The organism is Streptomyces sp. RLB3-17 (genome assembly GCF_007113425.2).
GTDB lineage: Bacteria > Actinomycetota > Actinomycetes > Streptomycetales > Streptomycetaceae > Streptomyces > Streptomyces mirabilis_D.
In genome coordinates, this window is record NZ_CP041610.2 from 4,807,978 (window position 1) to 4,834,298 (window position 26,321).

General features: G+C 67.5%; 17 protein-coding genes and 3 rRNA genes. 6 read left to right on the top strand and 14 right to left on the bottom strand.

The annotated features are described in order from the left end of the window. Positions 1 to 45 precede the first annotated feature (45 nt). The 7 genes from FNV62_RS21860 to mtnA all read right to left on the bottom strand — a co-directional run bounded on the left by FNV62_RS21860 (position 46) and on the right by mtnA (position 8,944). Entirely contained in the window at positions 46 to 792 is a 747-nt protein-coding gene (locus FNV62_RS21860; protein WP_054229594.1) for a response regulator, read from the bottom strand. A 206-nt stretch (positions 793 to 998) separates the two neighbouring features. Further along, positions 999 to 1,691 (bottom strand): ribosome hibernation-promoting factor, HPF/YfiA family, encoded by a 693-nt coding sequence (gene hpf, locus FNV62_RS21865; RefSeq protein WP_371647066.1) that lies wholly within the window; start codon positions 1,689 to 1,691, stop codon positions 999 to 1,001. A 313-nt stretch (positions 1,692 to 2,004) separates the two neighbouring features. Then, on the bottom strand, positions 2,005 to 2,955 hold the full coding sequence (locus FNV62_RS21870) for a ComF family protein (protein WP_143626870.1): 951 nt from the start codon (positions 2,953 to 2,955) through the stop codon (positions 2,005 to 2,007). A 210-nt stretch (positions 2,956 to 3,165) separates the two neighbouring features. After that, positions 3,166 to 5,001 (bottom strand): LpqB family beta-propeller domain-containing protein, encoded by a 1,836-nt coding sequence (locus FNV62_RS21875; protein ID WP_097284968.1) that lies wholly within the window; start codon positions 4,999 to 5,001, stop codon positions 3,166 to 3,168. After that, entirely contained in the window at positions 4,991 to 7,099 is a 2,109-nt protein-coding gene (gene mtrB / locus FNV62_RS21880; RefSeq protein ID WP_143601838.1) for an MtrAB system histidine kinase MtrB, read from the bottom strand. Before mtrB ends, FNV62_RS21875 begins: the two co-directional genes overlap by 11 nt. Position 7,100: 1 nt before the next feature. Further along, positions 7,101 to 7,790 carry a two-component system response regulator MtrA gene (gene mtrA / locus FNV62_RS21885; RefSeq protein ID WP_150136091.1) on the bottom strand — a complete coding sequence of 230 codons (690 nt, stop codon included), beginning with the start codon at positions 7,788 to 7,790 and terminating at the stop codon, positions 7,101 to 7,103. A gap of 8 nt (positions 7,791 to 7,798) precedes the next feature. Then, positions 7,799 to 8,944, bottom strand: coding sequence for an S-methyl-5-thioribose-1-phosphate isomerase (gene mtnA, locus FNV62_RS21890; RefSeq protein ID WP_097284969.1), 1,146 nt, complete (start codon positions 8,942 to 8,944; stop codon positions 7,799 to 7,801). 140 nt (positions 8,945 to 9,084) lie between these two features. On the opposite strand from mtnA, the gene FNV62_RS21895 reads away from it, so the two are divergent. The 5 genes from FNV62_RS21895 to FNV62_RS21915 are packed head-to-tail and all read left to right on the top strand — an operon-like array spanning position 9,085 to position 14,659. Further along, on the top strand, positions 9,085 to 10,431 hold the full coding sequence (locus FNV62_RS21895) for a hypothetical protein (protein ID WP_144315554.1): 1,347 nt from the start codon (positions 9,085 to 9,087) through the stop codon (positions 10,429 to 10,431). 4 nt (positions 10,432 to 10,435) lie between these two features. Then, entirely contained in the window at positions 10,436 to 11,182 is a 747-nt protein-coding gene (locus FNV62_RS21900; protein WP_144315555.1) for a DUF4129 domain-containing protein, read from the top strand. Continuing rightward, the gene (locus FNV62_RS21905; protein WP_144315556.1) at positions 11,179 to 12,360 is read left to right on the top strand and encodes a DUF4350 domain-containing protein; all 1,182 of its coding nucleotides are present in this window, start codon (positions 11,179 to 11,181) and stop codon (positions 12,358 to 12,360) included. The genes FNV62_RS21900 and FNV62_RS21905 overlap by 4 nt, the downstream gene beginning before the upstream one ends. Beyond that, positions 12,360 to 13,349, top strand: a complete 990-nt coding sequence (locus FNV62_RS21910; RefSeq protein WP_144316512.1) for an AAA family ATPase — start codon at positions 12,360 to 12,362, stop codon at positions 13,347 to 13,349. Before FNV62_RS21905 ends, FNV62_RS21910 begins: the two co-directional genes overlap by 1 nt. Then, positions 13,349 to 14,659, top strand: a complete 1,311-nt coding sequence (locus FNV62_RS21915) for a DUF58 domain-containing protein (RefSeq protein ID WP_144315557.1) — start codon at positions 13,349 to 13,351, stop codon at positions 14,657 to 14,659. The genes FNV62_RS21910 and FNV62_RS21915 overlap by 1 nt, the downstream gene beginning before the upstream one ends. A gap of 108 nt (positions 14,660 to 14,767) precedes the next feature. Here FNV62_RS21915 and rrf read toward each other — a convergent pair. The 4 genes from rrf to FNV62_RS21935 form a co-directional block, all read right to left on the bottom strand. Then, positions 14,768 to 14,884 (bottom strand): 5S ribosomal RNA (rrf, locus tag FNV62_RS21920). Positions 14,885 to 14,976: 92 nt separating this feature from the next. Further along, positions 14,977 to 18,098 (bottom strand): 23S ribosomal RNA (locus FNV62_RS21925). A gap of 314 nt (positions 18,099 to 18,412) precedes the next feature. After that, positions 18,413 to 19,938, bottom strand: a 16S ribosomal RNA gene (locus FNV62_RS21930). The 16S, 23S and 5S rRNA genes sit together here, the layout of an rRNA operon. Positions 19,939 to 20,543: 605 nt before the next feature. After that, on the bottom strand, positions 20,544 to 21,551 hold the full coding sequence (locus FNV62_RS21935; RefSeq protein WP_060901843.1) for a stage II sporulation protein M: 1,008 nt from the start codon (positions 21,549 to 21,551) through the stop codon (positions 20,544 to 20,546). 119 nt (positions 21,552 to 21,670) lie between these two features. On the opposite strand from FNV62_RS21935, the gene FNV62_RS21940 reads away from it, so the two are divergent. Further along, positions 21,671 to 22,690, top strand: coding sequence for an RDD family protein (locus FNV62_RS21940; RefSeq protein ID WP_205523160.1), 1,020 nt, complete (start codon positions 21,671 to 21,673; stop codon positions 22,688 to 22,690). Positions 22,691 to 22,718: 28 nt separating this feature from the next. Here FNV62_RS21940 and FNV62_RS21945 read toward each other — a convergent pair whose 3' ends face one another. The 3 genes from FNV62_RS21945 to FNV62_RS21955 form a co-directional block, all read right to left on the bottom strand. Further along, a complete protein-coding gene (locus tag FNV62_RS21945) occupies positions 22,719 to 23,333 on the bottom strand; it encodes a hypothetical protein (RefSeq protein ID WP_097284975.1) in 615 nt (204 codons plus the stop codon). 99 nt (positions 23,334 to 23,432) lie between these two features. Then, positions 23,433 to 24,890 carry an adenosylhomocysteinase gene (gene ahcY, locus FNV62_RS21950; RefSeq protein ID WP_054230216.1) on the bottom strand — a complete coding sequence of 486 codons (1,458 nt, stop codon included), beginning with the start codon at positions 24,888 to 24,890 and terminating at the stop codon, positions 23,433 to 23,435. 334 nt (positions 24,891 to 25,224) lie between these two features. Beyond that, positions 25,225 to 26,205, bottom strand: coding sequence for a cation diffusion facilitator family transporter (locus FNV62_RS21955; RefSeq protein ID WP_075027383.1), 981 nt, complete (start codon positions 26,203 to 26,205; stop codon positions 25,225 to 25,227). Between the last annotated feature and the right edge of the window lie 116 nt (positions 26,206 to 26,321).

Sequence of the window (26,321 nt, forward strand, 5' to 3'; positions counted from 1 at the left end):
TGACCGGCCAACCTCACTGGCCGACCTGACTGGCCTCACGCAGGCTCACCGGATCTCGAGGATCTTCTCCCGCATCGCGTAGACCACCGCCTCCATCCTGGAGTGCAGCTGCAGCTTCTCCAGGATGTTGCGCACATGGTTCTTCACGGTGTTCTCGGAGATGAACAACTCCTTGGCGATGTCCCGGTTGTTCATCCCGGTCGCGACGAGTTTGAGAACCTCCAGCTCGCGATCCGTGAGCCGCGGCGCGGGCACGAGCCGGCGCTCGTCCGTCCGCTGAATCATCGACTTGAACTCGGTGAGAAGTTTCGACGCCATCGACGGGCTGATCTGCGACTGCCCGTCCGCCACCGCGCGAATGGCCGTGGCCACCTCGTCCGTGGAGATCTCCTTGAGGAGATAACCGGTAGCGCCCGCCTTGATCGCGTCGTAGAGATCGGCTTCCTCGTCGCTGATCGTCAACATGATGATCTTCGCGCTCGGAGCCACCTCCTTGATGGAGGTGCACGCCTCGATGCCGCCCCGCTTCGGCATACGTACGTCCATCAGCACGATGTCAGGAAGCAGGTCGGCCGCCTTGTCGACCGCCTCCGCCCCGTCACCCGCCTCGCCGACGACCTGGATGTCCTCCTCGGCCGCGAGCACGATCTCCAGGCCGCGGCGGAAGAGGGCATGGTCGTCCACGACGAGGACCCGAATGGGCTCCTTGCGTGGAGAGCCCGCGTCCGGGCCCATGCCGACGACGCCGCCGTCGGCATCCCCGTCACGCATCGGTCCGAAGCTGTCCGGCATCGTTCCTCCCCCTGAAGGCCGTGGCCTGCGTTCCTGTGCCATTGCCAATCCGAGGCAACGACCCACCGGTTGGGGCCGGTTCGGCCATGATTCCATGCCCGGACGACAGTGGGGTGACAGAGCGGGTCGCGAAGTGGTCGCACACCGGTGCCCCTGGGGGCGCACACGCGCTCCAGGGGCACCGGCTCAGCCGTCATCGGGGCGGGTCAGCCGCCGAGCGCACCGCCCGGCGCGTCCGGTCCGGCCTGGGTGACCATGGGGTCCGTGCTGAGGTGGATGACGCCGTAGTCGTACGCGTGCCGCCGGTAGACGACACTGGGTTCCTTCGTCTCGGAGTCGACGAAGAGATAGAAGTCGTGCCCGACCAGCTCCATCTCGTAGAGCGCCTGGTCGAGCGTCATCGGGGCGGCCACGTGGGTCTTCTCGCGAACGATGAGGGGGCCTTCGCCCATGACCTCGAGGGAGCCGATCTTCTTTGTCGGCACGCTGTCCGTGTCGTCCTCGTGGACGACGGCGCCGTTCCCGTTCAGCGTCGCGGCGCCGGGAACGTGGTCGGCGACCTCCGCGGCCGAGAGCCGGCCGTTGCCGCGGCGGGTGTAGCGCTTGTCGTGCTGCTTGCGCAGACGGGCTTCGAGTTTGTCCGCCGCCAGGTCGAGTGCCGCATACGGGTCACTTGCCGCCGCCTCCGCCCGGATCACCGGACCGCGGGAGTGGAGCGTGATCTCCACTCGGTCGCAACGGTCGGCCTGCCGGGGGTTGGGCTCCTTGGACACCTCCACGTCGAGGCTGATCACCTTGCCATCGAGCTTCTGGATCTTCTCCAGCTTCAGCTTCTCGGCCACGTGCTTGCGGAACCGCTCGGGCACCTCGGTCTTGCGGCCCTTGACGACGATGTCCACGCAGAACTCCGTTCCCGGATTGCTCCGCTGCACTGGCGGAGCATCTCCCTTTTGCACCAGGCCCCGGTGAGTGCCGGAACCTCGGACTTGGTGACTTTCACCTCCTCCTCCCCCATGGGCAAGATCTACACCCCACCGCTACGGGTGATTCAGAAACCCGCAGCACAGCATTCGGATGGGCGAGGTACGGCCTGCGCCATTGCCTCACAACCGAACATATCTCGCCTGGACGGATGTCGTCACCCTCTACTGCTGCGTACCTCCGTTCAGGTGAATTGACCTGGTCATTACCTGCAACGATGGAAGTTCCCGGTCAGTTCCGGTTTATTTCGAAAGAGTCCGGCGGGGCCGCGACCACAGCCGCGCAGATCATGTCGCCGACTCCGCTCATGCCCGCCATTTCCCAGGCTCCTTGTGTCCGGTCGGTATCCACTGTCGTTGCCTCGGTCATCCGTTCCCCCGTTGCTTCCCCCGCTTCCGCGACGCATGCATCGACGTCCCCGTATGGATGAATCTCCGCCACCGCCACCCGTACGGCACGGGCCGCCTCCGTCATCGAGGCGCCCGTCGTCATCAGGTCGTCCACAAGCACGACCCGGCCCCCGCTCGCCAACAGCCGGGCACCTCCGGCTGCCACCTCCAGGGCGCCCGCGAGATTGTCCAGTCGCTGCCGCGAGTTGAGCCCCGCCTGGTCGGCCACGGCGCGCCGCTGCCGCAGCACGGCCAGCACCCGGGCCGGTGTCCCCGTGCGCCGCAGCTCCCCCGCCGCCGCAAGCGCGATCCGCCGCGCCGGATCATGCCCGCGCGCCCGCACCGCCTGCCGCGAGGACGGCAGGGGAACGAGCAGCAGAGGACCCGTGTCGGAAAGCGACGCGCGCCCCTGACCGCCCCCGGGACGCAATTGCCCGTTGCCACCCCTCAGGCGCCCGTCCCAGGCCGTGGGCAGCCCCTCCGGGACCGGGAGGCGCAAGTGCCCCAGCCCTGCCCGTACAGCCCCCGCCAGGGCCGTCCCCAAAGGTCTCGCAAGTGTCAGTGCCCCCCGTTCCTTGTGGGCGAGGAGCGTCGCGCGCACCTCGTCCTCGTATGGCGCCGCCGCGTGCACCACCGGCAGCCCGGGCGGCTCCGGATCCGGTCGCACCCGGCGCGGTGCGGCCCCGCTCAGGGCGGCACGGCACTCCGGGCAGAGCACCGTGCGAGGCCTTCCGCAGCCTCCGCACTCGGCCGGCAGCACCAGATCGGTGAGGTCCTGCCACCACCCCCGCATGCCCACCACTGTGCCAACGCGCGGGCCGACCGGCCACCCCTGTGGACAACCGCCTGTGGACAACTCCACGGCCATCACCCGTCCGGGGGACCCAGCGCGCAATGGCGGCCAGGTCCGCCGCCCCTACGACGGCCAGACCCACCCCGTACGGCAGCCGGGCCTGCCCGAAAAGGCAGGCCCGGCAAGTCCGTACCCGGAAGAAAGAGGCCGCTACCCGGGATATACCGGTGCCGTGCCGTCCTTGACGATCTTCTGCCACTGCTCCCCGGAGGACAGCCGCACGATCCCGTCCTCCTCCGAGTGCGCCACCAGGGGCAGCCGCTCGTCCTCGGACGCGGCGACCTCCTTCACCCCCGTCAGCGCGGAGGGCGCGGTGCCCACCGGAGTGGAGCCGTCGACCTGGACGTAGCGCATCTGCTGCACCCCGCCGGACTCGCGCCCGACGACGACGAGCCGGCTGTCCCCGGCCCACGACATGGCGGTGACCTCCTCCAGCTGCGGCGCCACGGAGCTCAGCTCGAGGATCGAGATGAGGGGCCGCCCTCCCGTCTTGGTGTCGCGTTGGATGCGCCCGATCTGCAGCGAGCTCTTGCCGTCCTTCTGCACGATCAGCGCGATCCGCACCCCGTCGGCGGCCACCCGCACCGCCTGGACACGGCCGTCGATGCCCGGCGCGGTGACCGCCAGCGGGGTACCCGCGCCCTTCTCCAGCAGGAGCAGCCGCGGGTTCTTCGGATCACGGTCGGCCACCCACAGGTCGCCCTGTCCGTCCCAACTGGGCGTCGTCAGCCGGTCGTCCGCCTTCGCCCCCTGGCTGTGCAGCACCGCGTCCCCCAGCGAGGCGCCCGACACCAGCGATCCGACGTACAGCGAACTCCCGTCGGCCGACACACCGGCCGCGCTGTCCTCGGTCCGGGACACCGCGGCCGACCGCAGCTTCTTGTCGCCCACTCCCAGCGCACCGGGTACCGGCTCGGGCTGCTTGTCACGGTTGCCGCTGGGCAGCCGTACGAGCCGCTGCTTGGCGTCGATGAAGTACTCGTACTCAGGGTGCTTGGCCGTGCCGTGCGAAGCGACGGTCTCCGCGCGGCTCTCGGTGACCACGCACAACTGCGAACCGTTCGACCGCTGCAGCTCCACCTCGTCGACGCCCGTGGGCGTCAGGTTCTGGAGCGTGAAGAGGAGTTGGGTGGCCATCTTGTTGCACTGGGTCTCTCCGACCCGGTCGGCCTTCTTGTTCAGCGGGACCGTCACCCTGTTGCGGTCGTCGGGCGACAGTGACGTGACGCCCTTCTTCAGCTCCGTGTCGGAGGGGAAGCTCGACGTCACCACCGGATCCAGCCAGCGCGTGGGCCCCTTCAGGAGCGACCGGACCATCTCCGTCATCGGGTCCACCTTGTCCCGCACATAGACGGGATCGGCGACGGTCCCGAGCGGTCCGCCCGACCCGGAGGGCACATTCGAGGCGAAGTAGTACTTGTTGACGGACACGTAGTTGCGCTGGAAGTCGGAGTTGCCCATCACCACGCCCTGCGGCAGCGCGTCGATGCGCCACTGCTTGGTGTCCTTCTGCAGCGTGAGGTGCACCGTCGTCCGGTACGAACCGGCATCCGGCGCGTACGCGTGCTGCTCGTCCACCGTGGCGACCTTGCTGCCGGAGAGCGTGTACGAGTCGTCGCCCTCCCTGGTGCCCGAGCGCTGCGACTCGGGGTTGGGCCCGTCCGCGAGGACGGTCGTGGAGCGGTACGGATCCCACGTTTTGCGGGCGCTCGCCGTCAGATATTTGCGCGCCGTCTCGTACTGCGCGTCGTCACTGGTCAGTGCCTCCAGGAAGCCCTGCACGATCTCCGACGGCGGGGCGTCCTCGCGGGGCGGCAGCGCGAAGACGCGGACCTGCGAGTCCTGCCTCGGCGTGGACTCGACCCCGCGCAGATCCCCGCTGTCCGGCATCGAGGCACACCCGGTCAGCAGCAGTGCGCCGCAGCCGATGTACACCCCCACGCGCGTGGGACGCCGACGGCCGCTCCCCTCGCGGTCAGCGACCACGAAATGCCTCCCCTTGCCCGAGTTCCTCGGGCTCTGCTTGTCCGAGTTCTTCAGGCCCGCCGCCGTCCCGGCCACGTTCCTGCACGCTCCGCTCCCCACCCGCGGTGGGCATGTCGTCCGGCCTCCGCACGGTCCCGGAGGGCCTTGGCACCACACGCGCGCCGTTGCCCGGCAGCGCCGTCGGATCGGCCGTGGGCGACGCCCCGGCCAGCCGCGGCATCACGGACGTCCGCTGCCTCGGCGGTGCCGCCTTCCCGCCCGCGGCCTGCATCGGCACCGTGGCGAGCTTGTCGCCGCCGCCTGAGGGCAGTCCCGCGTCATTAAGTCCACGATTACGCCGCGAGTCCATGGGTTCCAGAGGTATCGGAGACCCCCGCAGCGGCTCGTCCGCGGTACGCGGCAGCGTCAGCCGGAACTGCGAACCGCCGCCCGGCTCACCCCACGCCTGCAGCCAGCCGCCGTGCAGCCGGGCGTCCTCCAGGGCGATGGACAGCCCGAGCCCCGTGCCGCCGGTGGTACGCGCGCGTGCCGGGTCGGCACGCCAGAAGCGGCTGAACACCCGGGTCGCCTCGCCGGGCTTGAGGCCGACGCCGTAGTCACGCACCGCGATGGCGACCGCGCCGCCCGCTGTGGCGAGCTTGACCACCACTTCCTTGCCGTCGCCGTGCTCCACGGCGTTGACGACGAGATTGCGCAGCACCCGCTCCACCCGCCGGGCATCCGCCTCGGCGACCACCGGCTGCTGGTCGCCGACGACACGTATCTGCGAGCCCTTGCGCTCGGCGAGCGGCTCGGCCCCGCTGACGACACGCCGTACGACTTCCCGGAGGTCTATCGCCTCGGCCTCCAGCGCCGCCGCACCCGCGTCGAACCGGCTGATCTCCAGCAGGTCCGCGAGCAGCGTCTCGAACCGGTCCAGCTGATCGGCGAGCAGCTCGGCCGACCGAGCGGTCACCGGATCGAAGTCCACGCGCGCGTCGTGGATGACGTCGGCCGCCATCCGGACGGTCGTGAGCGGCGTACGCAGCTCGTGCGACACGTCGGACACGAACCGTCGCTGCATCCGCGACAGGTCCTCCAGCTGCTGGATCTTCAGCTGAAGGTTCTGCGCCATCTTGTTGAAGGCCTCGCCGAGCCGCGCGATGTCGTCCTCGCCGGTGACCTTCATCCGCTCCTGCAGGCGCCCGGCGGAGAGCCGCTCGGCGATGCCGGCAGCCATCCGCACCGGAGTGACGACCTGGCGCACCACGAGCCAGGCGATGGCCCCCAGAAGCACCACGACGAACAGTCCGGCCGTCGCGAGCGTCCCCTTGACCAGGCTGAGCGACTTCTCCTCCTGCGTCAGCGGGAAGAGGTAGTAGAGCTGGTACGCGTCTCCGTTGGGGTCGAGGACCTGCTTGCCGATGACCAGCGCGGCCTGCGACTCCGTGCCGTCCTTGTAGACGACCCTGGTGTAGCTCTGGGCCGCCATCGTGTTGCTGTCGACGCGGGCGCGCAGGTCCTCCGGGATGCTCACGGTCGGATCGACGTCACCCGAGGAACGCGGACCCCGCCCGGCACCGCCGTTGCCGGCCGCGGTGGAGCTGAGCGTCACCACGTCGAAGGCGCCCTGGCCGCCGCTGGAAAGGGAGACGACGAGGTCGTTCATCCACTGGCTGACGTTCTTGGACGGACGGCCGTCCGCAGTCGAACCGTCGTCGCCGTTGGCCGTGGCTGCCGCGTCCGCCTTCTGCTTGGCGACCGAGAAGCCACCCGTGGCCTGACTCTGCGAGGCCTTGACCTTGGCGTCCAGCAGACCGTTGCGCACCTGCCCGATGACCACGAAGCCGAGCAGCAGCACGACACCCAGCGACATCAGCAGCGTCGTGACGACGATCTTGAGCTGGATGTTGCGCCGCCACAGCCGCATCACGGGCAGCAACGGACGGCGCACCCAGCGCATGAACAACCGAAGGACCGGGCTGCCCTGGACTCCGCCCTGCAGCAGCCCGCCCTCCAAGAAACGTCCCCAACGGGAGCCCGTCACCTTCCGGCCGACAGGCCGCCCCGAACGGACCCCCGACTCGCCGGGCGCCGAAGCGGCACTGTCCCGGGACATGTCAGCTCGGTCCGGCCTTGTAGCCGACACCGCGAACGGTCACCACGATCTCCGGCCGCTCCGGGTCCTTCTCGACCTTGGAGCGCAACCGCTGGACGTGGACATTGACCAGTCGGGTGTCCGCCGCGTGCCGGTAGCCCCACACCTGTTCCAGGAGCACCTCCCGTGTGAACACCTGCCACGGCTTGCGGGCCAGTGCCACGAGCAGATCGAACTCCAGCGGCGTCAGGGCGATCGACTGCCCCTCCCGCTTCACAGAGTGACCGGCCACATCGATCACAAGATCGCCGATGGCCAGCTGCTCGGGCGCCGGTTCCTCGGAACGACGCAGCCGCGCCCTGATCCGCGCCACCAGCTCCTTTGGCTTGAACGGCTTCACGATGTAGTCGTCGGCGCCGGACTCGAGGCCGACCACGACATCGACGGTGTCGCTCTTCGCTGTGAGCATCACGATCGGCACCCCGGACTCCGCCCTGATCAGGCGGCACACCTCGATACCGTCCCGGCCGGGAAGCATCAGGTCCAGGAGCACCAGATCGGGCTTGGTCTCACGGAAAGCGGCCAGCGCCTTGTCGCCGTCTGCTACGAAAGACGGCTCAAAACCTTCACCACGCAACACAATGCCGAGCATCTCGGCCAGTGCGGTGTCGTCATCGACGACAAGGACTCGTCCCTTCATAAACGACATCATCCCATTAACTAAATCGTTACCTGGCGTGACCTGTCACACAGCTCAGCGAGTGCCTCTGCTGTCACGGGCGACACAGCGCCCTCTTCGGTCACGATCGCCGTCACCAACTCGGGGGGCGTCACATCGAATGCCGGGTTGTACGCCTGGGTCCCCAGGGGTGCCACCGGTATCCCGCCTCCCGCTTCCACTCCCGCCACAGGCACCTGGGGTGCTGTGACCTCTGTCACTTCATGACCGGGACGCTGCTCGACCTCGATGGATGCTCCGTCCGGGGTGTCCGGGTCCACCGTCGTCACCGGCGCCACCACGATGAAAGGCACATGGTGATACCGGGCCAGCACCGCGAGCGGATAGCTCCCCACCTTGTTCGCCACCGAACCGTCGGCAGCGATCCGATCGGCCCCGATGAGCACCGCGTCCACCTCCCCCGCCGCGAACAGTGATCCCGCCGCGTTGTCCGTGAGCAAGGTGTACGCCATTCCGCGGCGCGCCGCCTCGTAAGCCGTCAGGCGAGCACCTTGCAGCAACGGACGCGTTTCGTCCACCCACAGCCTCCGCAGCTGCCCCGCGCGATGCGCCGCGAGGGCCACCGCGAAGGCCGTGCCCTCCCCGCCGGACACCAGAGCCCCGGTGTTGCAATGCGTCAGAATCCGATGCCCACCACCCGGCAACAGCTCGTCGAGCAGCGCCAACCCGTGCCCGGCCATCCGTGCGCTGGCCGCGGCATCCTCCCGGTGCAACGCCCGCGCCGCTTCGAGCGCCGCCCCGGCGGCCTGCCCCTGATCACCGCCGCCGGAGAGCGCGGCACGATACGCCGTCTGCGCCCGGCGCACACCGACGGCCAGGTTCACCGCGGTGGGCCGGGCGCCCGCCAGCGCCCGGGCGGCATCGTCCACGTCGAAGCCGCGCACGGCGGCGAGCGCGACTCCGTACGCCCCGGCGATACCCAGCAGCGGCGCCCCTCGCACGGCCAGCGTGCGGATCGCCTCCACCAGCGCGGGAGCGTCCGTGCACACCAACTCGACTTCCTCGGCCGGCAACCGTGTCTGGTCGAGGAGGACCACCACCGGCCCTTCGGGCGGCTCGTCCCAGCGGATCGCCGGTATCTCCAGTGGCCCGTCGCCCTCGCGGAATTGCGCGTACTGATCAGCCATCCGCCCAGTCTGCCCCGTAGCAGGCGGACAATTGAAGGTGTCCACCCCATACGGGGGCCGGTCCCATGCCGGGCACACCGTGGCACGATGGCTGCCAACCTGCCGCCGCGACCGCGGACGGGCACCGTGAAGGAGCGACGATGAAAGACACTCCGGGCTGGGCCTCGCCCGGATCTGCCCCCTCCGACGGGCAGGAGCCGGACAACTCCGGCACCGCCGAGCCCCCGGAGCAGCCCGCGGACCAAGGTGGCACGAACCAGCCGGAGCCGCCCTCGAAGTGGTCCAAGGAGCAGCCCCCGCCCGGCCAGTGGTCCGCTCCCAGCCCACAGGGTCCCGGCCAGGCCCCGCCACCACCGCCCCCCGGCCCCGGCTGGGGCGGTCGGCAGCCTCCTGGCGCGGGCGGCTACGGAGGCCAGGGCGGCGGCTGGGGAGGCCGTGGCTACGGAGGCCCAGGAGGTCCCAGTGGCTGGGGCGGCAACTGGGGCGGCCCGCCGCCCGCCGCCAAGCCCGGCGTGATCCCCCTGCGCCCGCTCGGCGTCGGCGAGATCCTCGACGGCGCGGTCTCCACGATGCGTACCTACTGGCGCACTGTCCTGGGCATCTCGCTCACCGTCGCCGTCGTCACACAGATCGCGGTCATCCTGCTCCAGGGCCTGGTCCTGGACGACAGCGCGAGCACGGACGTCCTCAACGACCCGAACGCCACCGCCGGCGAGCTGAGCCGCGCCCTGGGCGACACCCTGCTGAGCTCCGGCGTCGTGGTGCTCATCGGCCTGCTCGGCACCATCGTTGCCACGGCCCTGCTCACCTCCGTGACCAGCCGCGCGGTGCTCGGCAAGTCGGTGACCACCGCCGAGGCCTGGCACGACGCCAGACCCCGGCTGCCGAGGCTGTTCGCCCTGACCTTCCTGCTGCCGCTCATCGCCGTCGCGATCATCACCGTCGGCACGCTTCCCGGCCTGCTCGTCGCCGTCGCCGGCTCGAGCAGCGCGGGCGCCGCACTCGCGGTCCTCGGCGGGCTCGGCGCGGGCGTCGTCGCCCTCTGGCTGATGATCCGCTTCTCGCTCGCCTCGCCCGCCCTGATGCTGGAGAAGCAAGGCGTCCTGAAGTCGATGAGCCGCTCCGCGAAGCTCGTCCGCGGCTCCTGGTGGCGAGTCTTCGGCATCCAGCTGCTCGCCACGATCATCGCCAACATCGTGGCGTCGATCGTCGTGATCCCCTTCGCGATCATCGCCTCCGCCCTGAGCGGCGACGGCGTCGCCGGCTTCCTCGGCAGCAGCGGCAGCCCCGGCTGGACGTTCCTCATCGTCAGCGGAATCGGTTCGGTGATCGGCTCCATGATCACCTTCCCGATCTCCGCGGGCGTCACCGTGCTCCTCTACATCGACCAGCGCATCCGCCGCGAGGCCCTCGACCTCGACCTGGCCCGCGCCGCCGGTGTCCAGGACTACGGCTCCGACTCCCCCCGCACCACTCCGGGGAGTTGATGCGGTGAGTCCGGCGGGGGGAGTTCTCACAGCGGTACTGGCACTGCCACGCACCAGCGCCACGGCCGTACTCGCGCTGCCGCGCGACGACGAACCACCGGTGACGATCCCGCGCGACCCCGCGCGGGAGGCGGCCAAGCGCGAACTGTCCAAACGGATGTACCACGAGAACGACCCCAGCCCGGTGCAACGCGCTCTGAACGCCTTCTGGGACTGGGTCGACAAACTGTTCAGCGCCGCCTCCACGGCGACTCCCGGCGGCACGCTCGGCCTTGTCGTCATCGTGGTGGCGGTGCTGGCGGTCGTGGCCGCCCTCTGGTGGCGCCTCGGCACCCCGCACCGCACCCCCACCTCCTCCGCCACGCTCTTCGACGACCGCCCCCGCAGCGCCGCCGAACACCGCGCGGCCGCCGAAGCACACGCCGCCCAGGGCCACTGGAACCAAGCCGTCCAGGAACGGATGCGCGCTGTCGTGCGCTCCCTCGAGGAACGCGCTCTGCTCGACCCACGCCCCGGCCGCACCGCGGACGAGGCCGCCGCCGAAGCGGGCCGCACACTGCCCTCCCACACGGACCGACTGCGCGCCGCCGCCCGGGACTTCGACGAGGTCACATACGGCGGCCGGTCCGCGGGCTCCGACACATACCACCGCCTCACCGAACTCGACCGCGACCTCGAGCGCACCAAACCCGTACTCACCAGCAGCGCCCAGAGCACGGACCACAACAGCCGCCAGGGGGCCGCCTCATGACCGAGGCCACCCTCACGTCCACCTCGGCCTCGCCCACCGCCCGCCAGGTGTGGACCCGCACCCGAGGCATCGTCCTCGCCGTCGTGGTCCTGCTGGCGGCCGCCGTCGCGATCGCCGCGATCCGCTCCGGCGCCCAGCACGGCCGCCTCGACCCACGCTCCGCCGACCCCTACGGCAGCCGCGCCACCGCCGAACTCCTCGGCGACCGCGGGGTCTCCACGCGCGTGGTCACCACCCTGGACGAGGCCCGCTCCGCGGCCGGCGCCGACACCACTCTCCTCGTCGCCGCCCCGGACCTGCTGACCGACCATCAGCAGGCCGACCTCCGCGCGGCGACCAAGAACTCCGGCGGCCGCACGATCCTGATCGCCCCCGACTCGCCCTCCCTCGGCACCCTCGCCCCCGGAGTCACCGCCGATCCCGCGATCAGCTTCCGCTCGACGCTCTCCCCCAGCTGCGACCTGCCCGCCGCCCGCCGCGCGGGCAGCGCCGACACCGGCGGCATCCGCTACAGCACCAGCGCCCCCGGCGCCGATGTCTGCTACCCCAGCGACGGCCTGCCCACCCTGCTGCGCATCCCGGCGGCCACCGGGAACGGTGACACCGTCGTCCTCGGCGCCCCCGACATCCTCTACAACAACCGTCTCGACAAGCAGGGCAACGCCTCGCTCGCCCTCCAACTGCTCGGTTCCCGCCCCCACTTGGTCTGGTACCTCCCCTCCCTCTCCGACACCTCGGCCACCGACGCGGGCAAGAAGACCTTCCTCGACCTGCTCCCCTCGGGCTGGCTCTGGGGCACCCTTCAGCTCTTCATCGCGGCAGGCCTGGCCGCCCTGTGGCGGGCACGCCGACTCGGCCCCCTCGTACCCGAACGCCTCCCCGTCGCGATCCGCGCCTCCGAAACCGTCGAGGGCCGCGCCCGCCTCTACCGCAAGGCCAACGCCCGCGACCGCGCGGCCACCGCTCTTCGCTCCACCACCCGCACCCGACTCGCCCCCCTCATCGGCGTATCCCCCGCTCAGGCGCACGCGCCCGAGGCACTGCTCCCCGCCCGCCTCGACGGCGACGGACAGGCCCTGCACGCCCTCCTCTTCGGCCCGCCGCCCAGCGACGACGCGGCCCTCATCTCCCTCGCCGACCAACTCGACGCCCTCGAAAGAGAGGTACGCCGTTCATGATGGCCCCGACCACTGACAACGCCGGGTACGCCGGGGATGCGGGCACCGCCCGCTCCTCCCTGGAAGCCCTGCGCACCGAGATCGCCAAAGCCGTGGTCGGCCAGGACCCCGCCGTGACCGGCCTCGTCGTCGCCCTCCTCTGCCGCGGACACGTTCTACTGGAAGGAGTCCCCGGAGTCGCCAAAACGTTGCTCGTCCGCGCGCTCGCATCCACGCTCGAACTCGACACCAAGCGCGTCCAGTTCACTCCCGACCTGATGCCGAGCGACATCACCGGCTCTCTCGTCTACGACGCCCGCACCGCCGAGTTCTCTTTCCAGCCCGGCCCGGTCTTCACGAACCTCCTGCTGGCCGACGAGATCAACCGCACTCCGCCCAAGACCCAGTCGTCCCTCCTCGAAGCGATGGAGGAGCGTCAAGTCACCGTCGACGGCACCCCCCGCCCGCTCCCGGAACCCTTCCTGGTCGCCGCGACCCAGAACCCGGTCGAGTACGAGGGAACGTATCCTCTGCCCGAAGCCCAACTGGACCGCTTCCTCCTGAAACTGACGATCCCTCTTCCGTCCCGTCAGGACGAGATCGACGTCCTCACCCGCCACGCCGAGGGCTTCAACCCGCGCGACCTGCGCGCCGCCGGCCTACGCCCCGTGGCGGGCCCGGCCGACCTGGAGGCCGCCCGCGCCGCCGTGGCCAAGACATCGGTCTCCCCCGAAATCACCGGCTACGTCGTCGACATCTGCCGTGCCACCCGCGAATCGCCGTCCCTCACCCTCGGCGTCTCTCCGCGCGGCGCGACCGCCCTCCTCGCCACCGCCCGCGCCTGGGCCTGGCTGACCGGCCGCGACTACGTCATCCCTGACGACGTGAAGGCCCTGGCCCTGCCCACCCTCCGCCACCGCATCCAGCTCCGCCCCGAGGCCGAGATGGAGGGCGTGACGGCCGACTCGGTCATCAACGCGATCCTCGCCCACGTCCCCGTCCCCCGCTGATGGCACTCACCGGACGTGCCGCCCTGCTGGCGGCCCTCGGCACCCTCCCCGTCGGCATCTGGGAGCCGAGTTGGACGGGCATCCTCGCCGTGAACGCTCCCCTGGCCTTGGCCTGCGCCTGCGACGCCGCCCTGGCCGCACCCGTACGCCGCCTCGGCCTGGCGCGCTCCGGCGACACTTCCGTACGCCTCGGCGAGACCGCCGATGTCACTCTGACCGTCACCAATCCCTCCGGCCGCCTCCTGCGCGCCCGCCTCCGTGACGCCTGGCCCCCCAGCAGCTGGGAGCCGGGCACCGAGGTGGCCGCCTCCCGCCACCGTCTGACGGTCCCCGCCGGCGAGCGTCGACGCCTGACCACCCGCCTGCGCCCCACCCGCCGAGGCGACCGCCAGGCGGACCGCGTCACCATCCGCTCGTACGGCCCCCTCGGTCTCTTCTCCCGCCAAGGCAGCCACCAGGTGCCCTGGACCGTACGAGTCCTGCCACCCTTCACCAGCCGCAAGCACCTCCCCTCCAAACTGGCCCGCCTACGCGAACTCGACGGCCGCACCAGCGTCCTGACCCGCGGCGAGGGCACGGAATTCGACAGCCTGCGCGAGTACGTTCCCGGCGACGACACCCGCTCCATCGACTGGCGCGCCACGGCCCGCCACACCACGGTCGCCGTACGCACCTGGCGTCCCGAGCGCGACCGCCACATCCTCCTGGTCCTCGACACGGGCCGAACTTCCGCCGGTCGCGTGGGCGACGCCCCCCGTCTGGACGCCTCCATGGACGCGGCACTCCTCCTGGCCGCCCTGGCCTCCCGGGCCGGCGACCGCGTGGACCTCCTCGCATACGACCGCCGAGTACGCGCCCTGGTCCAGGGCCGCTCAGCCGGCGACGTCCTCCCTTCCCTGGTCAACGCGATGGCGACCCTGGAGCCGGAGCTCGTCGAAACGGACGCCCGCGGCCTCACCGCCACGGCCCTCCGTACGGCCCCTCGCCGCTCCCTGATCGTGTTGCTGACCAGCCTCGACGCGGCCCCCATCGAAGAGGGCCTGCTCCCCGTACTCTCCGGTCTCACCCACCGCCACACCGTCCTCGTGGCCTCAGTGGCCGACCCGCATATCGCACACATGGCTACGGCTCGGGGAAGTGCCGAGGCGGTGTACGAGGCGGCAGCCGCGACCCAGGCCCAAACGGAACGCCATCGCACGGCCGAACAACTCCAGCGCCACGGAGTAACCGTCGTCGACGCGGTTCCGGACAACCTGGCCCCTGCCCTCGCGGATGCGTATCTGGCACTCAAGGCGGCGGGACGGCTGTAAGCCGGCACAAAAAAAGGGGCCTCTCGAATCGAGAGGCCCCAAAAAATGATCCCGAACGCAGAAAACCCCCGTACCGATTTCCCGGTACGGGGGTTCTCCCTACAATTAGTTCGGCGGCGTCCTACTCTCCCACAGGGTCCCCCCTGCAGTACCATCGGCGCTGTGAGGCTTAGCTTCCGGGTTCGGAATGTAACCGGGCGTTTCCCTCACGCTATGACCACCGAAACACTATGAAACTGTAACTACCGCACCATTGCCGTGGCCCGACAACGGGGTTGTTCGTGGTTTCAGAACCAACACAGTGGACGCGAGCAACTGAGGACAAGCCCTCGGCCTATTAGTACCGGTCACCTCCAGCGGTTACCCGCCTTCCAGATCCGGCCTATCAACCCAGTCGTCTACTGGGAGCCTTAACCCCTCAAAGGGGGTGGGAATACTCATCTCGAAGCAGGCTTCCCGCTTAGATGCTTTCAGCGGTTATCCCTCCCGAACGTAGCCAACCAGCCATGCCCTTGGCAGGACAACTGGCACACCAGAGGTTCGTCCGTCCCGGTCCTCTCGTACTAGGGACAGCCCTTCTCAATATTCCTACGCGCGCAGCGGATAGGGACCGAACTGTCTCACGACGTTCTAAACCCAGCTCGCGTACCGCTTTAATGGGCGAACAGCCCAACCCTTGGGACCGACTCCAGCCCCAGGATGCGACGAGCCGACATCGAGGTGCCAAACCATCCCGTCGATATGGACTCTTGGGGAAGATCAGCCTGTTATCCCCGGGGTACCTTTTATCCGTTGAGCGACGGCGCTTCCACAAGCCACCGCCGGATCACTAGTCCCGACTTTCGTCCCTGCTCGACCCGTCGGTCTCACAGTCAAGCTCCCTTGTGCACTTACACTCAACACCTGATTACCAACCAGGCTGAGGGAACCTTTGGGCGCCTCCGTTACTCTTTAGGAGGCAACCGCCCCAGTTAAACTACCCATCAGACACTGTCCCTGATCCGGATCACGGACCCAGGTTAGACATCCAGCACGACCAGAGTGGTATTTCAACGACGACTCCACAACAGCTGGCGCTGCCGCTTCAAAGTCTCCCACCTATCCTACACAAGCCGAACCGAACACCAATATCAAACTGTAGTAAAGGTCCCGGGGTCTTTCCGTCCTGCTGCGCGAAACGAGCATCTTTACTCGTAGTGCAATTTCACCGGGCCTATGGTTGAGACAGTCGAGAAGTCGTTACGCCATTCGTGCAGGTCGGAACTTACCCGACAAGGAATTTCGCTACCTTAGGATGGTTATAGTTACCACCGCCGTTTACTGGCGCTTAAGTTCTCAGCTTCGCCACCCCGAAGAGTGACTAACCGGTCCCCTTAACGTTCCAGCACCGGGCAGGCGTCAGTCCGTATACATCGCCTTACGGCTTCGCACGGACCTGTGTTTTTAGTAAACAGTCGCTTCTCGCTGGTCTCTGCGGCCACCCCCAGCTCAAGGAGTAAATCCTCTCACCGGTGATGGCCCCCCTTCTCCCGAAGTTACGGGGGCATTTTGCCGAGTTCCTTAACCATAGTTCACCCGAACGCCTCGGTATTCTCTACCTGACCACCTGAGTCGGTTTAGGGTACGGGCCGCCATGAAACTCGCTAGAGGCTTTTCTCGACAGCATAGGATCATCCACTTCACCACAATCGGCTCGGCATCAGGTCTCAGACTATGTGCCAGGCGGATTTACCTACCTGACGTCCTACACCCTTACCCCGGGACAACCACCGCCCGGGATGGACTACCTTCCTGCGTCACCCCATCACTCACCTACTGCAGGTCTGGTCCGTCGGCTCCACCACTCCCCTTTGCCCGAAGGCTCCGGGGCGGCTTCACGGACTTAGCATCGCCTGGTTCAATGTTTGACGCTTCACAGCGGGTACCGGAATATCAACCGGTTATCCATCGACTACGCCTGTCGGCCTCGCCTTAGGTCCCGACTTACCCTGGGCAGATCAGCTTGACCCAGGAACCCTTAGTCAATCGGCGCACACGTTTCTCACGTGTGTATCGCTACTCATGCCTGCATTCTCACTCGTGAACCGTCCACCACTGCCTTCCGGCGCGGCTTCACCCGGCACACGACGCTCCCCTACCCATCACAGCCGCCGTTGGGCGTATTGCTGCAATGACACGACTTCGGCGGTACGCTTGAGCCCCGCTACATTGTCGGCGCGGAATCACTAGACCAGTGAGCTATTACGCACTCTTTCAAGGGTGGCTGCTTCTAAGCCAACCTCCTGGTTGTCTCTGCGACTCCACATCCTTTCCCACTTAGCGTACGCTTAGGGGCCTTAGTCGATGCTCTGGGCTGTTTCCCTCTCGACCATGGAGCTTATCCCCCACAGTCTCACTGCCGCGCTCTCACTTACCGGCATTCGGAGTTTGGCTAAGGTCAGTAACCCGGTAGGGCCCATCGCCTATCCAGTGCTCTACCTCCGGCAAGAAACACACGACGCTGCACCTAAATGCATTTCGGGGAGAACCAGCTATCACGGAGTTTGATTGGCCTTTCACCCCTAACCACAGGTCATCCCCCAGGTTTTCAACCCTGGTGGGTTCGGTCCTCCACGACCTCTTACAGCCGCTTCAACCTGCCCATGGCTAGATCACTCCGCTTCGGGTCTTGAGCGCGCTACTAAATCGCCCTATTCGGACTCGCTTTCGCTACGGCTTCCCCACACGGGTTAACCTCGCAACACACCGCAAACTCGCAGGCTCATTCTTCAAAAGGCACGCAGTCACGAGGCAAGCACAAGTGCTTGCCCGACGCTCCCACGGCTTGTAGGCACACGGTTTCAGGTACTATTTCACTCCGCTCCCGCGGTACTTTTCACCATTCCCTCACGGTACTATCCGCTATCGGTCACCAGGGAATATTTAGGCTTAGCGGGTGGTCCCGCCAGATTCACACGGGATTTCTCGGGCCCCGTGCTACTTGGGTGTTTCTCAAACGAGCCGTTGACGTTTCGACTACGGGGGTCTTACCCTCTACGCCGGACCTTTCGCATGTCCTTCGCCTACATCAACGGTTTCTGACTCGTCTCACGGCCGGCAGACCGTGAAAGAGAAATCCCACAACCCCACATACGCAACCCCTGCCGGGTCTCACACGCATATGGTTTGGCCTCATCCAGTTTCGCTCGCCACTACTCCCGGAATCACGGTTGTTTTCTCTTCCTGCGGGTACTGAGATGTTTCACTTCCCCGCGTTCCCTCCACATACCCTATGTGTTCAGGTATGGGTGACAGCCCATGACGACTGCCGGGTTTCCCCATTCGGAAACCCCCGGATCAAAGCCTGGTTGACGACTCCCCGGGGACTATCGTGGCCTCCCACGTCCTTCATCGGTTCCTGGTGCCAAGGCATCCACCGTGCGCCCTTAAAAACTTGGCCACAGATGCTCGCGTCCACTGTGCAGTTCTCAAACAACGACCAACCACCCATCACCCCGAACCTTCCGGTTCGAGTGCACTGGGGCCGGCACTGAAGGCAGCCAATCGGCCATACCCTCAGACACCCAACAGCGTGCCCGACACCCCCGCCACTCATGATCAGCTTTCCACGCCCCGAAGAGCAGTACTCACAGCCTGAGATGACTGAAGATGCCGAATAATCAACGTTCCACCCATGAGCAACCACCGTCGAACGTGTGCCGACGTAATGGCCCTGGACCACCGGGCAAGCCCGGCAGCCTAGATGCTCCTTAGAAAGGAGGTGATCCAGCCGCACCTTCCGGTACGGCTACCTTGTTACGACTTCGTCCCAATCGCCAGTCCCACCTTCGACAGCTCCCTCCCACAAGGGGTTGGGCCACCGGCTTCGGGTGTTACCGACTTTCGTGACGTGACGGGCGGTGTGTACAAGGCCCGGGAACGTATTCACCGCAGCAATGCTGATCTGCGATTACTAGCAACTCCGACTTCATGGGGTCGAGTTGCAGACCCCAATCCGAACTGAGACAGGCTTTTTGAGATTCGCTCCGCCTCACGGCTTCGCAGCTCATTGTACCTGCCATTGTAGCACGTGTGCAGCCCAAGACATAAGGGGCATGATGACTTGACGTCGTCCCCACCTTCCTCCGAGTTGACCCCGGCAGTCTCCTGTGAGTCCCCATCACCCCGAAGGGCATGCTGGCAACACAGAACAAGGGTTGCGCTCGTTGCGGGACTTAACCCAACATCTCACGACACGAGCTGACGACAGCCATGCACCACCTGTACACCGACCACAAGGGGGGCACTATCTCTAATGCTTTCCGGTGTATGTCAAGCCTTGGTAAGGTTCTTCGCGTTGCGTCGAATTAAGCCACATGCTCCGCTGCTTGTGCGGGCCCCCGTCAATTCCTTTGAGTTTTAGCCTTGCGGCCGTACTCCCCAGGCGGGGAACTTAATGCGTTAGCTGCGGCACCGACGACGTGGAATGTCGCCAACACCTAGTTCCCACCGTTTACGGCGTGGACTACCAGGGTATCTAATCCTGTTCGCTCCCCACGCTTTCGCTCCTCAGCGTCAGTAATGGCCCAGAGATCCGCCTTCGCCACCGGTGTTCCTCCTGATATCTGCGCATTTCACCGCTACACCAGGAATTCCGATCTCCCCTACCACACTCTAGCTAGCCCGTATCGAATGCAGACCCGGGGTTAAGCCCCGGGCTTTCACACCCGACGTGACAAGCCGCCTACGAGCTCTTTACGCCCAATAATTCCGGACAACGCTTGCGCCCTACGTATTACCGCGGCTGCTGGCACGTAGTTAGCCGGCGCTTCTTCTGCAGGTACCGTCACTTTCGCTTCTTCCCTGCTGAAAGAGGTTTACAACCCGAAGGCCGTCATCCCTCACGCGGCGTCGCTGCATCAGGCTTTCGCCCATTGTGCAATATTCCCCACTGCTGCCTCCCGTAGGAGTCTGGGCCGTGTCTCAGTCCCAGTGTGGCCGGTCGCCCTCTCAGGCCGGCTACCCGTCGTCGCCTTGGTGAGCCACTACCTCACCAACAAGCTGATAGGCCGCGGGCTCATCCTTCACCGCCGGAGCTTTTAACCCACCCGGATGCCCGGGCAGGTGTTATCCGGTATTAGACCCCGTTTCCAGGGCTTGTCCCAGAGTGAAGGGCAGATTGCCCACGTGTTACTCACCCGTTCGCCACTAATCCACCCCGAAGGGCTTCATCGTTCGACTTGCATGTGTTAAGCACGCCGCCAGCGTTCGTCCTGAGCCAGGATCAAACTCTCCGTGAATGTTTTCCCGTAATCGGGACGACACCACGAGAGCGGAACCGAAGGGAGGAATAATCCCCTCGGTTCACAGCGTCCTCGCTGTGCGCCCACCGAGACCATGCCCGGCAGGACTTTTTCAAAGGAACCTCGCCCCGACCGATCGGCCGGAGACGGGGTATCAACATATCTGGCGTTGATTTTTGGCACGCTGTTGAGTTCTCAAGGAACGGACGCTTCCTTTGTACTCACCCTCTCGGGCTTTCCTCCGGGCGCTTCCCTTCTGTGTTTCCAACCTTACCAGATCCGTTTTCCGTTCCGTTTCCGGTCGGAATTCATTTCCGGTGGCCGTTGGAGGGCCTTTGCCTATTTGATTGCCTTCCGGCTCTCTTTCGGCGAGTCCGACTTTATCAGAAGTTTTTGACCGGCCTTACCGGCCGCTCAGTCCTGAATAATCGGGAGGTGCGTCTTGGGAATCGCATTCACAAGAAGCTGGCAGATCCTAACTGCCACCGTCTGGACTTGTCCAGCTCTAGGCAACTGTTCGAATCTACCTCCCCATCGGCTCCGTGTCAACGGCTCCTGTGGGGCGAAGAGGAGACTAGCAGGTCAACGGCGGTGAACGCACATCAAGCGGCCGTCGGAAGAGTCGCGCTGCGCTCGGACTCGTCGACGTCACCGGTGTCGCCGGCCCGTACCGCGCGACCGCCCAGGACATAGACGTACGTGAGGAAGGCCAGTTCAGCGGCGATTCCTATGCCGACGCGGGCCCAGGTGGGGAGTCCGGACGGGGTGACGAAGCCTTCGATGGCGCCCGAGACGAAGAGGATCAGAGCCAGGCCGATCGCCATGCCGAGAGCGGCGCGGCCCTCTTCGGCGAGTGCCGTACGGCGCGAGCGGGGGCCCGGGTCTATCAGGGTCCAGCCCAGTCGCAGACCGGTGCCCGCGGCCACGAAGACGGCGGTCAGTTCCAGGAGGCCGTGCGGAAGGATCAGGCCCAGGAAGGTGTCGAGGCGGCCCGCCGACGACATCAGGCCTATGCCCACGCCGAGATTGAGCATGTTCTGGAAGAGGATCCAGAGAACCGGTAGTCCCAGGAAGATGCCCAGGACCAGGCACATCGCGGCGGCCTGGGCGTTGTTCGTCCAGACCTGGGCCGCGAAGGACGCGGCCGGGTGGCTCGAGTAGTAGGTCTCGTACTCACCGCCGGGGCGCGTGAGCTGGCGCAGCTGGCTGGGGGCCGCGATCGAGGACTGGACCTCGGGGTGCGTACCTATCCACCACCCCAGGACGACGCCGACCAGCGTCGACAGGAGCGCCGTGGGGACCCACCAGTGGCGTGAGCGGTACACCGCCGCCGGGAAGCCCTGCGTGAGGAAGCGGGTGACATCGCGCCAGGACGCGCGGCGGTTGCCTGTCACGGCACCACGCGCGCGTGCCACCAGTTGGCTCAGACGACCGGTGAGCTGCGGATCCGGCGCGCTGGACTGGATCAGCGAGAGGTGCGTGGCCGTACGTTGATACAAGGCGACGAGTTCGTCGGCCTCGGCTCCGGTGAGCCGGCGTTGGCGGCGCAGCAGGGCGTCGAGACGGTCCCACTCGGCGCGGTGGGCGGACACGAAGACGTCGAGGTCCATCGGTTCTGCTGCTCCTCGTCCTCTCGTACTGCGTGTCAGCTTGTCGTACTGCGGCGCGATGTGCCCTCAGCTTGGCAGACTGACCGTTCTCAGGGCAGGTCAGGGGAAGGACGGCGAGTGTGAGTGAGCTAGTGACGGGCGAGGCGGTGGCGCTGGAGCTGCGCCCCGCGAAACTGCCGAGCCGGGCGCTGGCGGTGTTGCTCGATCTGGCCGTGTCGATGACCGCCTATTTGATCGTCACCATCGGCCTGCTGGCCGCGACGGCGGCCTTGGACGATGCGGCGCGGATCGCGGTGTCGATCGCGAGCTTCGTTCTGCTGCTGGTGGGCGGCCCGATCGCGGTGGAGACGCTGAGTCACGGCCGCTCGCTCGGAAAGCTGGCCTTCGGGCTGCGGGTGGTGCGGGACGACGGAGGGCCGATCCGGTTCCGGCACGCGTTGGTGCGTGGTGCGATCGGTGTGGTCGAGATTCTGATGACGTTCGGGATCATCGCGTGCATCGCCTCGCTCGTGTCGGCTCGAGGGCGGCGGCTCGGTGACGTGTTCGCGGGGACCCTCGTCGTGCGGGAACGGATTCCCGTCGGACATACGGCCTTCGTGCCTCCGCCGCCACCCTGGCTGGCGGGGCGGTTCTCCGGACTTGATCTGTCGGCCGTGCCGGACGGCCTGTGGCTGGCCATTCGTCAGTACCTGACGCGGATGCGGCAGCTGGACCCTCAGGTCGGCGGGGCGATGGCGGAGCGGCTCGCGTCCGATCTGGCCGCCCGTACGGGGGCTCCGGCGCCGCAGGGGGTGCCGGCGGCCGCCTATCTGGCGGCCGTGGTGCAGGAACGGCAGGCGCGGGACGCTCGGCGGGCCTTCGCCGGCGGGAGCGCTCCGGCGGTGCCAGGGGGTCCGGGCGGGTTCGTCGCCGGGATGCCCGGCGCGGGCGGCGGCCCCGTCCTGGGGCAGCCAGGCGCGCAGGCCTATCCGCAGGCAGGTGCTTCCTCGCCCGCTTCGGCGCGGGACCTCTATCCCTATCCCTCGGCGTCCCCGGCCTCGGAGGGCACGGCCGCGTCGGCGCAGCAGGCGCCGCCGCCCGCGGCATCGCGGGACGAGCCGGTCGAACGCCCGTCGACCGGGTTCGCGCCGCCCGCCTGAACCCGCTCCGAACGGTGTCCCGGCGTCGTCAGGCGAAGAACGACGGCGGGGATTCGAGGTGCTCGAGCTCCACGCCGGGCGCCGCCAGGACCACGTCTCCCGCGAGGTGTACGGCGTGCTGCTCCCCCGTGTCCAGGGCTGTGACCTGGTATTCGTCCACGGTCAGGGGGCCGTTGTCAGTGGCGTGTGTTTCTCTCGAGATCAAGGCCCAGGACTGGTCGACGGTACGCGGGGCGAGGACCGGGTCGGTGAAGGCGACGAGGCGTACGCGGGTTGCGGAGGCATCGGGGGTGAGGCGCAGGAGGCGGGCGGTGGCGACGAGGAAGGCGGGGGATGTGCCGGTGAAGGCGTGGGCGCGGACATTGCCTTCGGTGGCCTCGGTGCCGGTGGGGTCGGTGCGAACCCAGGTCACGCCGTCGAGGGCGGCGCCACGGACCTGCCAGCTCGCGGCGTGCAGTTCGAGACGGATGGGGCGGCCGAGCTCGTCGAGGGCGAGGTCGACCGAGCCGGCATGGTCGCCGGAGGGGGTGGTCAGTTGCGAGACGTAGCGCCAGCCGGAGGGGCCGGGCGCGCAATGGAAGTGTTCTTCGGCGAGGGGGGTGTGATCGTGGGGATCATGGAGCGAATAGCGACCGCGGGGCATGGGCGTTCAGGTCCTCATCGGGGACAGGCCCCCGCCACGGGGGCGGGGGCCTGCTGACATCCGTACGCCGAGCGGTGGTACCGCTGCTCGGCGGGGTGCTCAGTAGCGGTAGTGGTCCGACTTGTACGGGCCCTCGACCTCTACGCCGATGTACGCGGCCTGCTCCGGGCGGAGCGTGGTGAGCTTGACGCCGAGGGCGTCGAGGTGGAGGCGGGCGACCTTCTCGTCGAGGTGCTTGGGCAGCACGTAGACGTCGGTCGGGTACTCGTCGGGCTTGGTGAACAGCTCGATCTGGGCCAGGGTCTGGTCCGCGAACGAGTTGGACATCACGAACGAGGGGTGGCCGGTGGCGTTGCCCAGGTTCAGCAGGCGGCCCTCGGACAGGACGATGATCACCTTGCCGTCGGGGAACTTCCAGGTGTGAACCTGCGGCTTGACCTCGTCCTTGACGATGCCCGGGATCTTCGCGAGGCCGGCCATGTCGATCTCGTTGTCGAAGTGACCGATGTTGCCGACGATCGCCTGGTGCTTCATCTTGGCCATGTCCGAGGCCATGATGATGTCCTTGTTGCCGGTCGTGGTGACGAAGATGTCGCCCTTGTCGACGACCTCGTCGAGCGTCGTGACCTGGTAACCGTCCATCGCCGCCTGCAGGGCGCAGATCGGGTCGATCTCGGTGATGATCACCCGGGCGCCCTGGCCGCGCAGGGACTCCGCGCAGCCCTTGCCCACGTCGCCGTAGCCGAGGACGACTGCGGTCTTGCCGCCGATGAGGACGTCGGTGGCGCGGTTGATGCCGTCGATCAGGGAGTGGCGGCAGCCGTACTTGTTGTCGAACTTCGACTTGGTGACGGCGTCGTTCACGTTGATCGCCGGGAACAGGAGGGTGCCGTCGCGGTGCATCTCGTAGAGACGGTGGACACCGGTCGTGGTCTCCTCGGTCACGCCGCGGATCTCCGAGGCGAGCTGGGTCCACTTCTGCGAGCCGTCGGTGATGGTGCGGTGCAGGAGTTCGAGGACGAAGCGGTGCTCCTCGGACTCGGCGGTGTCGACGGACGGGACCTTGCCGTCCTTCTCGTACTCGACGCCCTTGTGGACGAGGAGGGTGGCGTCACCGCCGTCGTCCAGGATCATGTTCGGGCCGCCGGTGGGGGTGTTCGGCCAGGTCAGAGCCTGCTCCGTGCACCACCAGTACTCCTCCAGGGTCTCGCCCTTCCAGGCGAAGACCGGGACGCCCTGCGGGTTGTCGGGCGTGCCGTTCGGGCCGACGGCGATGGCCGCGGCGGCGTGGTCCTGGGTGGAGAAGATGTTGCAGGAGGCCCAGCGGACCTCGGCGCCGAGGGCGACGAGGGTCTCGATGAGGACGGCGGTCTGCACCGTCATGTGCAGGGAGCCGGTGACGCGGGCGCCCGCGAGGGGCTGCGTGGCGGCGTACTCCTTGCGGATCGACATCAGGCCGGGCATCTCGTGCTCGGCGAGGGTGATCTCCTTGCGGCCGAACTCGGCCAGGGAGAGGTCGGCGACCTTGAAGTCCTGTCGGTTGTCGACAGTCGTCATTGAGAGCTGCTCCTCGGGGTCTGGATTGGGGCGAGGTGGATACGGCTGTCTGCGCGGCGCGGGGCATACGCATGCCCGAGCAGGGCACGGACGTGCCCCGCAGCAGGGCACATGTGTGCCTGGTGCGCGCAGCGCAGTCCGTCGGAGGCCCTCTCTCCCTCGGCCGGTCCGCGGTGGGACCGCCCGACCGCCATCAGCAGCGACGTCTGGCTCAGCCACCAAGCTACACCGGTCGCCCCGGGCCGCCCCAGTCCGGCTCCGGCCAACGGTCGTTCCGGGCGAGGTGTGCGGCTCGTCTTCGGGCGGGCGAGTTCGGGGGGCAGTGCCGGGTGGGTCAGTGCTCGGAAGGTGTCTGGGCGGGGCCCCCGGGGGTCGCCTCGGGGTTCGGGCCCTTCGCGGCCTTCGCCTCGCTGTAGATGTCCGGTTCCAGGTAGATCACGCGGGCGATCGGGACGGCGGCGCGGATGCGGGACTCGGCGGCGTTGATCGCGGTGGCGACCTCGGCGGCCGTGTCGTCGTGCTGGACGGCGATCTTCGCGGCGACCAGGAGCTCCTCCGGGCCTAGGTGGAGCGTGCGCATGTGGATGATGCCGGTGACCGTGTGGCCGTCGACGATGGAGGCCTCGATCTTCTTGACCTCTTCGACGCCCGCGGCCTCGCCCAGCAGGAGGGACTTGGTCTCGGCGGCGAGGACCAGCGCGATCAGGATGAGCAGGATGCCGATGCAGAGCGTGCCGATGCCGTCCCAGACGCCGTCGTCCGTGAGCAGGGCGAGGCCGACGCCGCCGAGGGCGAGGACCAGACCGATGAGCGCGCCGAAGTCCTCCAGGAGGACGACCGGCAGCTCGGGGGCCTTGGCGCGGCGGATGAACTGCGACCAGGAGTGTGTGCCGCGCAGTTCGTTGGACTCCTTGATGGCCGTACGGAAGGAGAAGCCCTCGGCGATGATCGCGAACACCAGGACGCCCACCGGCCAGTACCAGTGCTCGATCTGGTGCGGGTGCTTGATCTTCTCGTAGCCCTCGTAGACGGCGAACATGCCGCCGACCGAGAAGAGGACGATCGAGACGAGGAAGGCGTAGATGTAGCGCTCGCGGCCGTAGCCGAAGGGGTGCTGGGGGGTCGCCTCGCGCTGGGCCTTCTTGCCACCGATCAGGAGCAGGGCCTGGTTGCCGGAGTCGGCGAGCGAGTGGACGCCCTCGGCGAGCATCGAGGACGAGCCGCTGAAGGCGAACGCCACGAACTTCGATGCCGCGATCGCGAGGTTGGCGCCGAGTGCCGCCACGATCGCCCTGGTGCCGCCTGAAGCGCTCATGTGCTCCTGCTGTCCCTTCGTACGCCGTCCGGGCCCCGTTCGTACGCTCGTACGCCGGTCCGGGCTTTGCCCGCCCTTTGCGGTGGGCCATTGTTGCAGCCCGGTCCGACGGCGGT

Excerpts from the sequence above, each read along its gene's own strand:
- FNV62_RS21945 (WP_097284975.1), bottom strand. The coding sequence starts at position 23,333 with ATGCCCCGCGGTCGCTATTCGCTCCATGATCCCCACGATCACACCCCC.
- ahcY (WP_054230216.1), bottom strand. The coding sequence starts at position 24,890 with ATGACGACTGTCGACAACCGACAGGACTTCAAGGTCGCCGACCTCTCC.
- mtnA (WP_097284969.1), bottom strand. The coding sequence starts at position 8,944 with ATGGCTGATCAGTACGCGCAATTCCGCGAGGGCGACGGGCCACTGGAG.
- mtrB (WP_143601838.1), bottom strand. The coding sequence starts at position 7,099 with ATGTCCCGGGACAGTGCCGCTTCGGCGCCCGGCGAGTCGGGGGTCCGT.
- FNV62_RS21860 (WP_054229594.1), bottom strand. The coding sequence starts at position 792 with ATGCCGGACAGCTTCGGACCGATGCGTGACGGGGATGCCGACGGCGGC.
- FNV62_RS21870 (WP_143626870.1), bottom strand. The coding sequence starts at position 2,955 with ATGCGGGGGTGGTGGCAGGACCTCACCGATCTGGTGCTGCCGGCCGAG.
- FNV62_RS21905 (WP_144315556.1), top strand. The coding sequence starts at position 11,179 with ATGACCGAGGCCACCCTCACGTCCACCTCGGCCTCGCCCACCGCCCGC.
- FNV62_RS21935 (WP_060901843.1), bottom strand. The coding sequence starts at position 21,551 with ATGGACCTCGACGTCTTCGTGTCCGCCCACCGCGCCGAGTGGGACCGT.
- FNV62_RS21910 (WP_144316512.1), top strand. The coding sequence starts at position 12,360 with ATGGCCCCGACCACTGACAACGCCGGGTACGCCGGGGATGCGGGCACC.
- mtrA (WP_150136091.1), bottom strand. The coding sequence starts at position 7,790 with ATGATGTCGTTTATGAAGGGACGAGTCCTTGTCGTCGATGACGACACC.
- FNV62_RS21955 (WP_075027383.1), bottom strand. The coding sequence starts at position 26,205 with ATGAGCGCTTCAGGCGGCACCAGGGCGATCGTGGCGGCACTCGGCGCC.
- FNV62_RS21895 (WP_144315554.1), top strand. The coding sequence starts at position 9,085 with ATGAAAGACACTCCGGGCTGGGCCTCGCCCGGATCTGCCCCCTCCGAC.
- FNV62_RS21915 (WP_144315557.1), top strand. The coding sequence starts at position 13,349 with ATGGCACTCACCGGACGTGCCGCCCTGCTGGCGGCCCTCGGCACCCTC.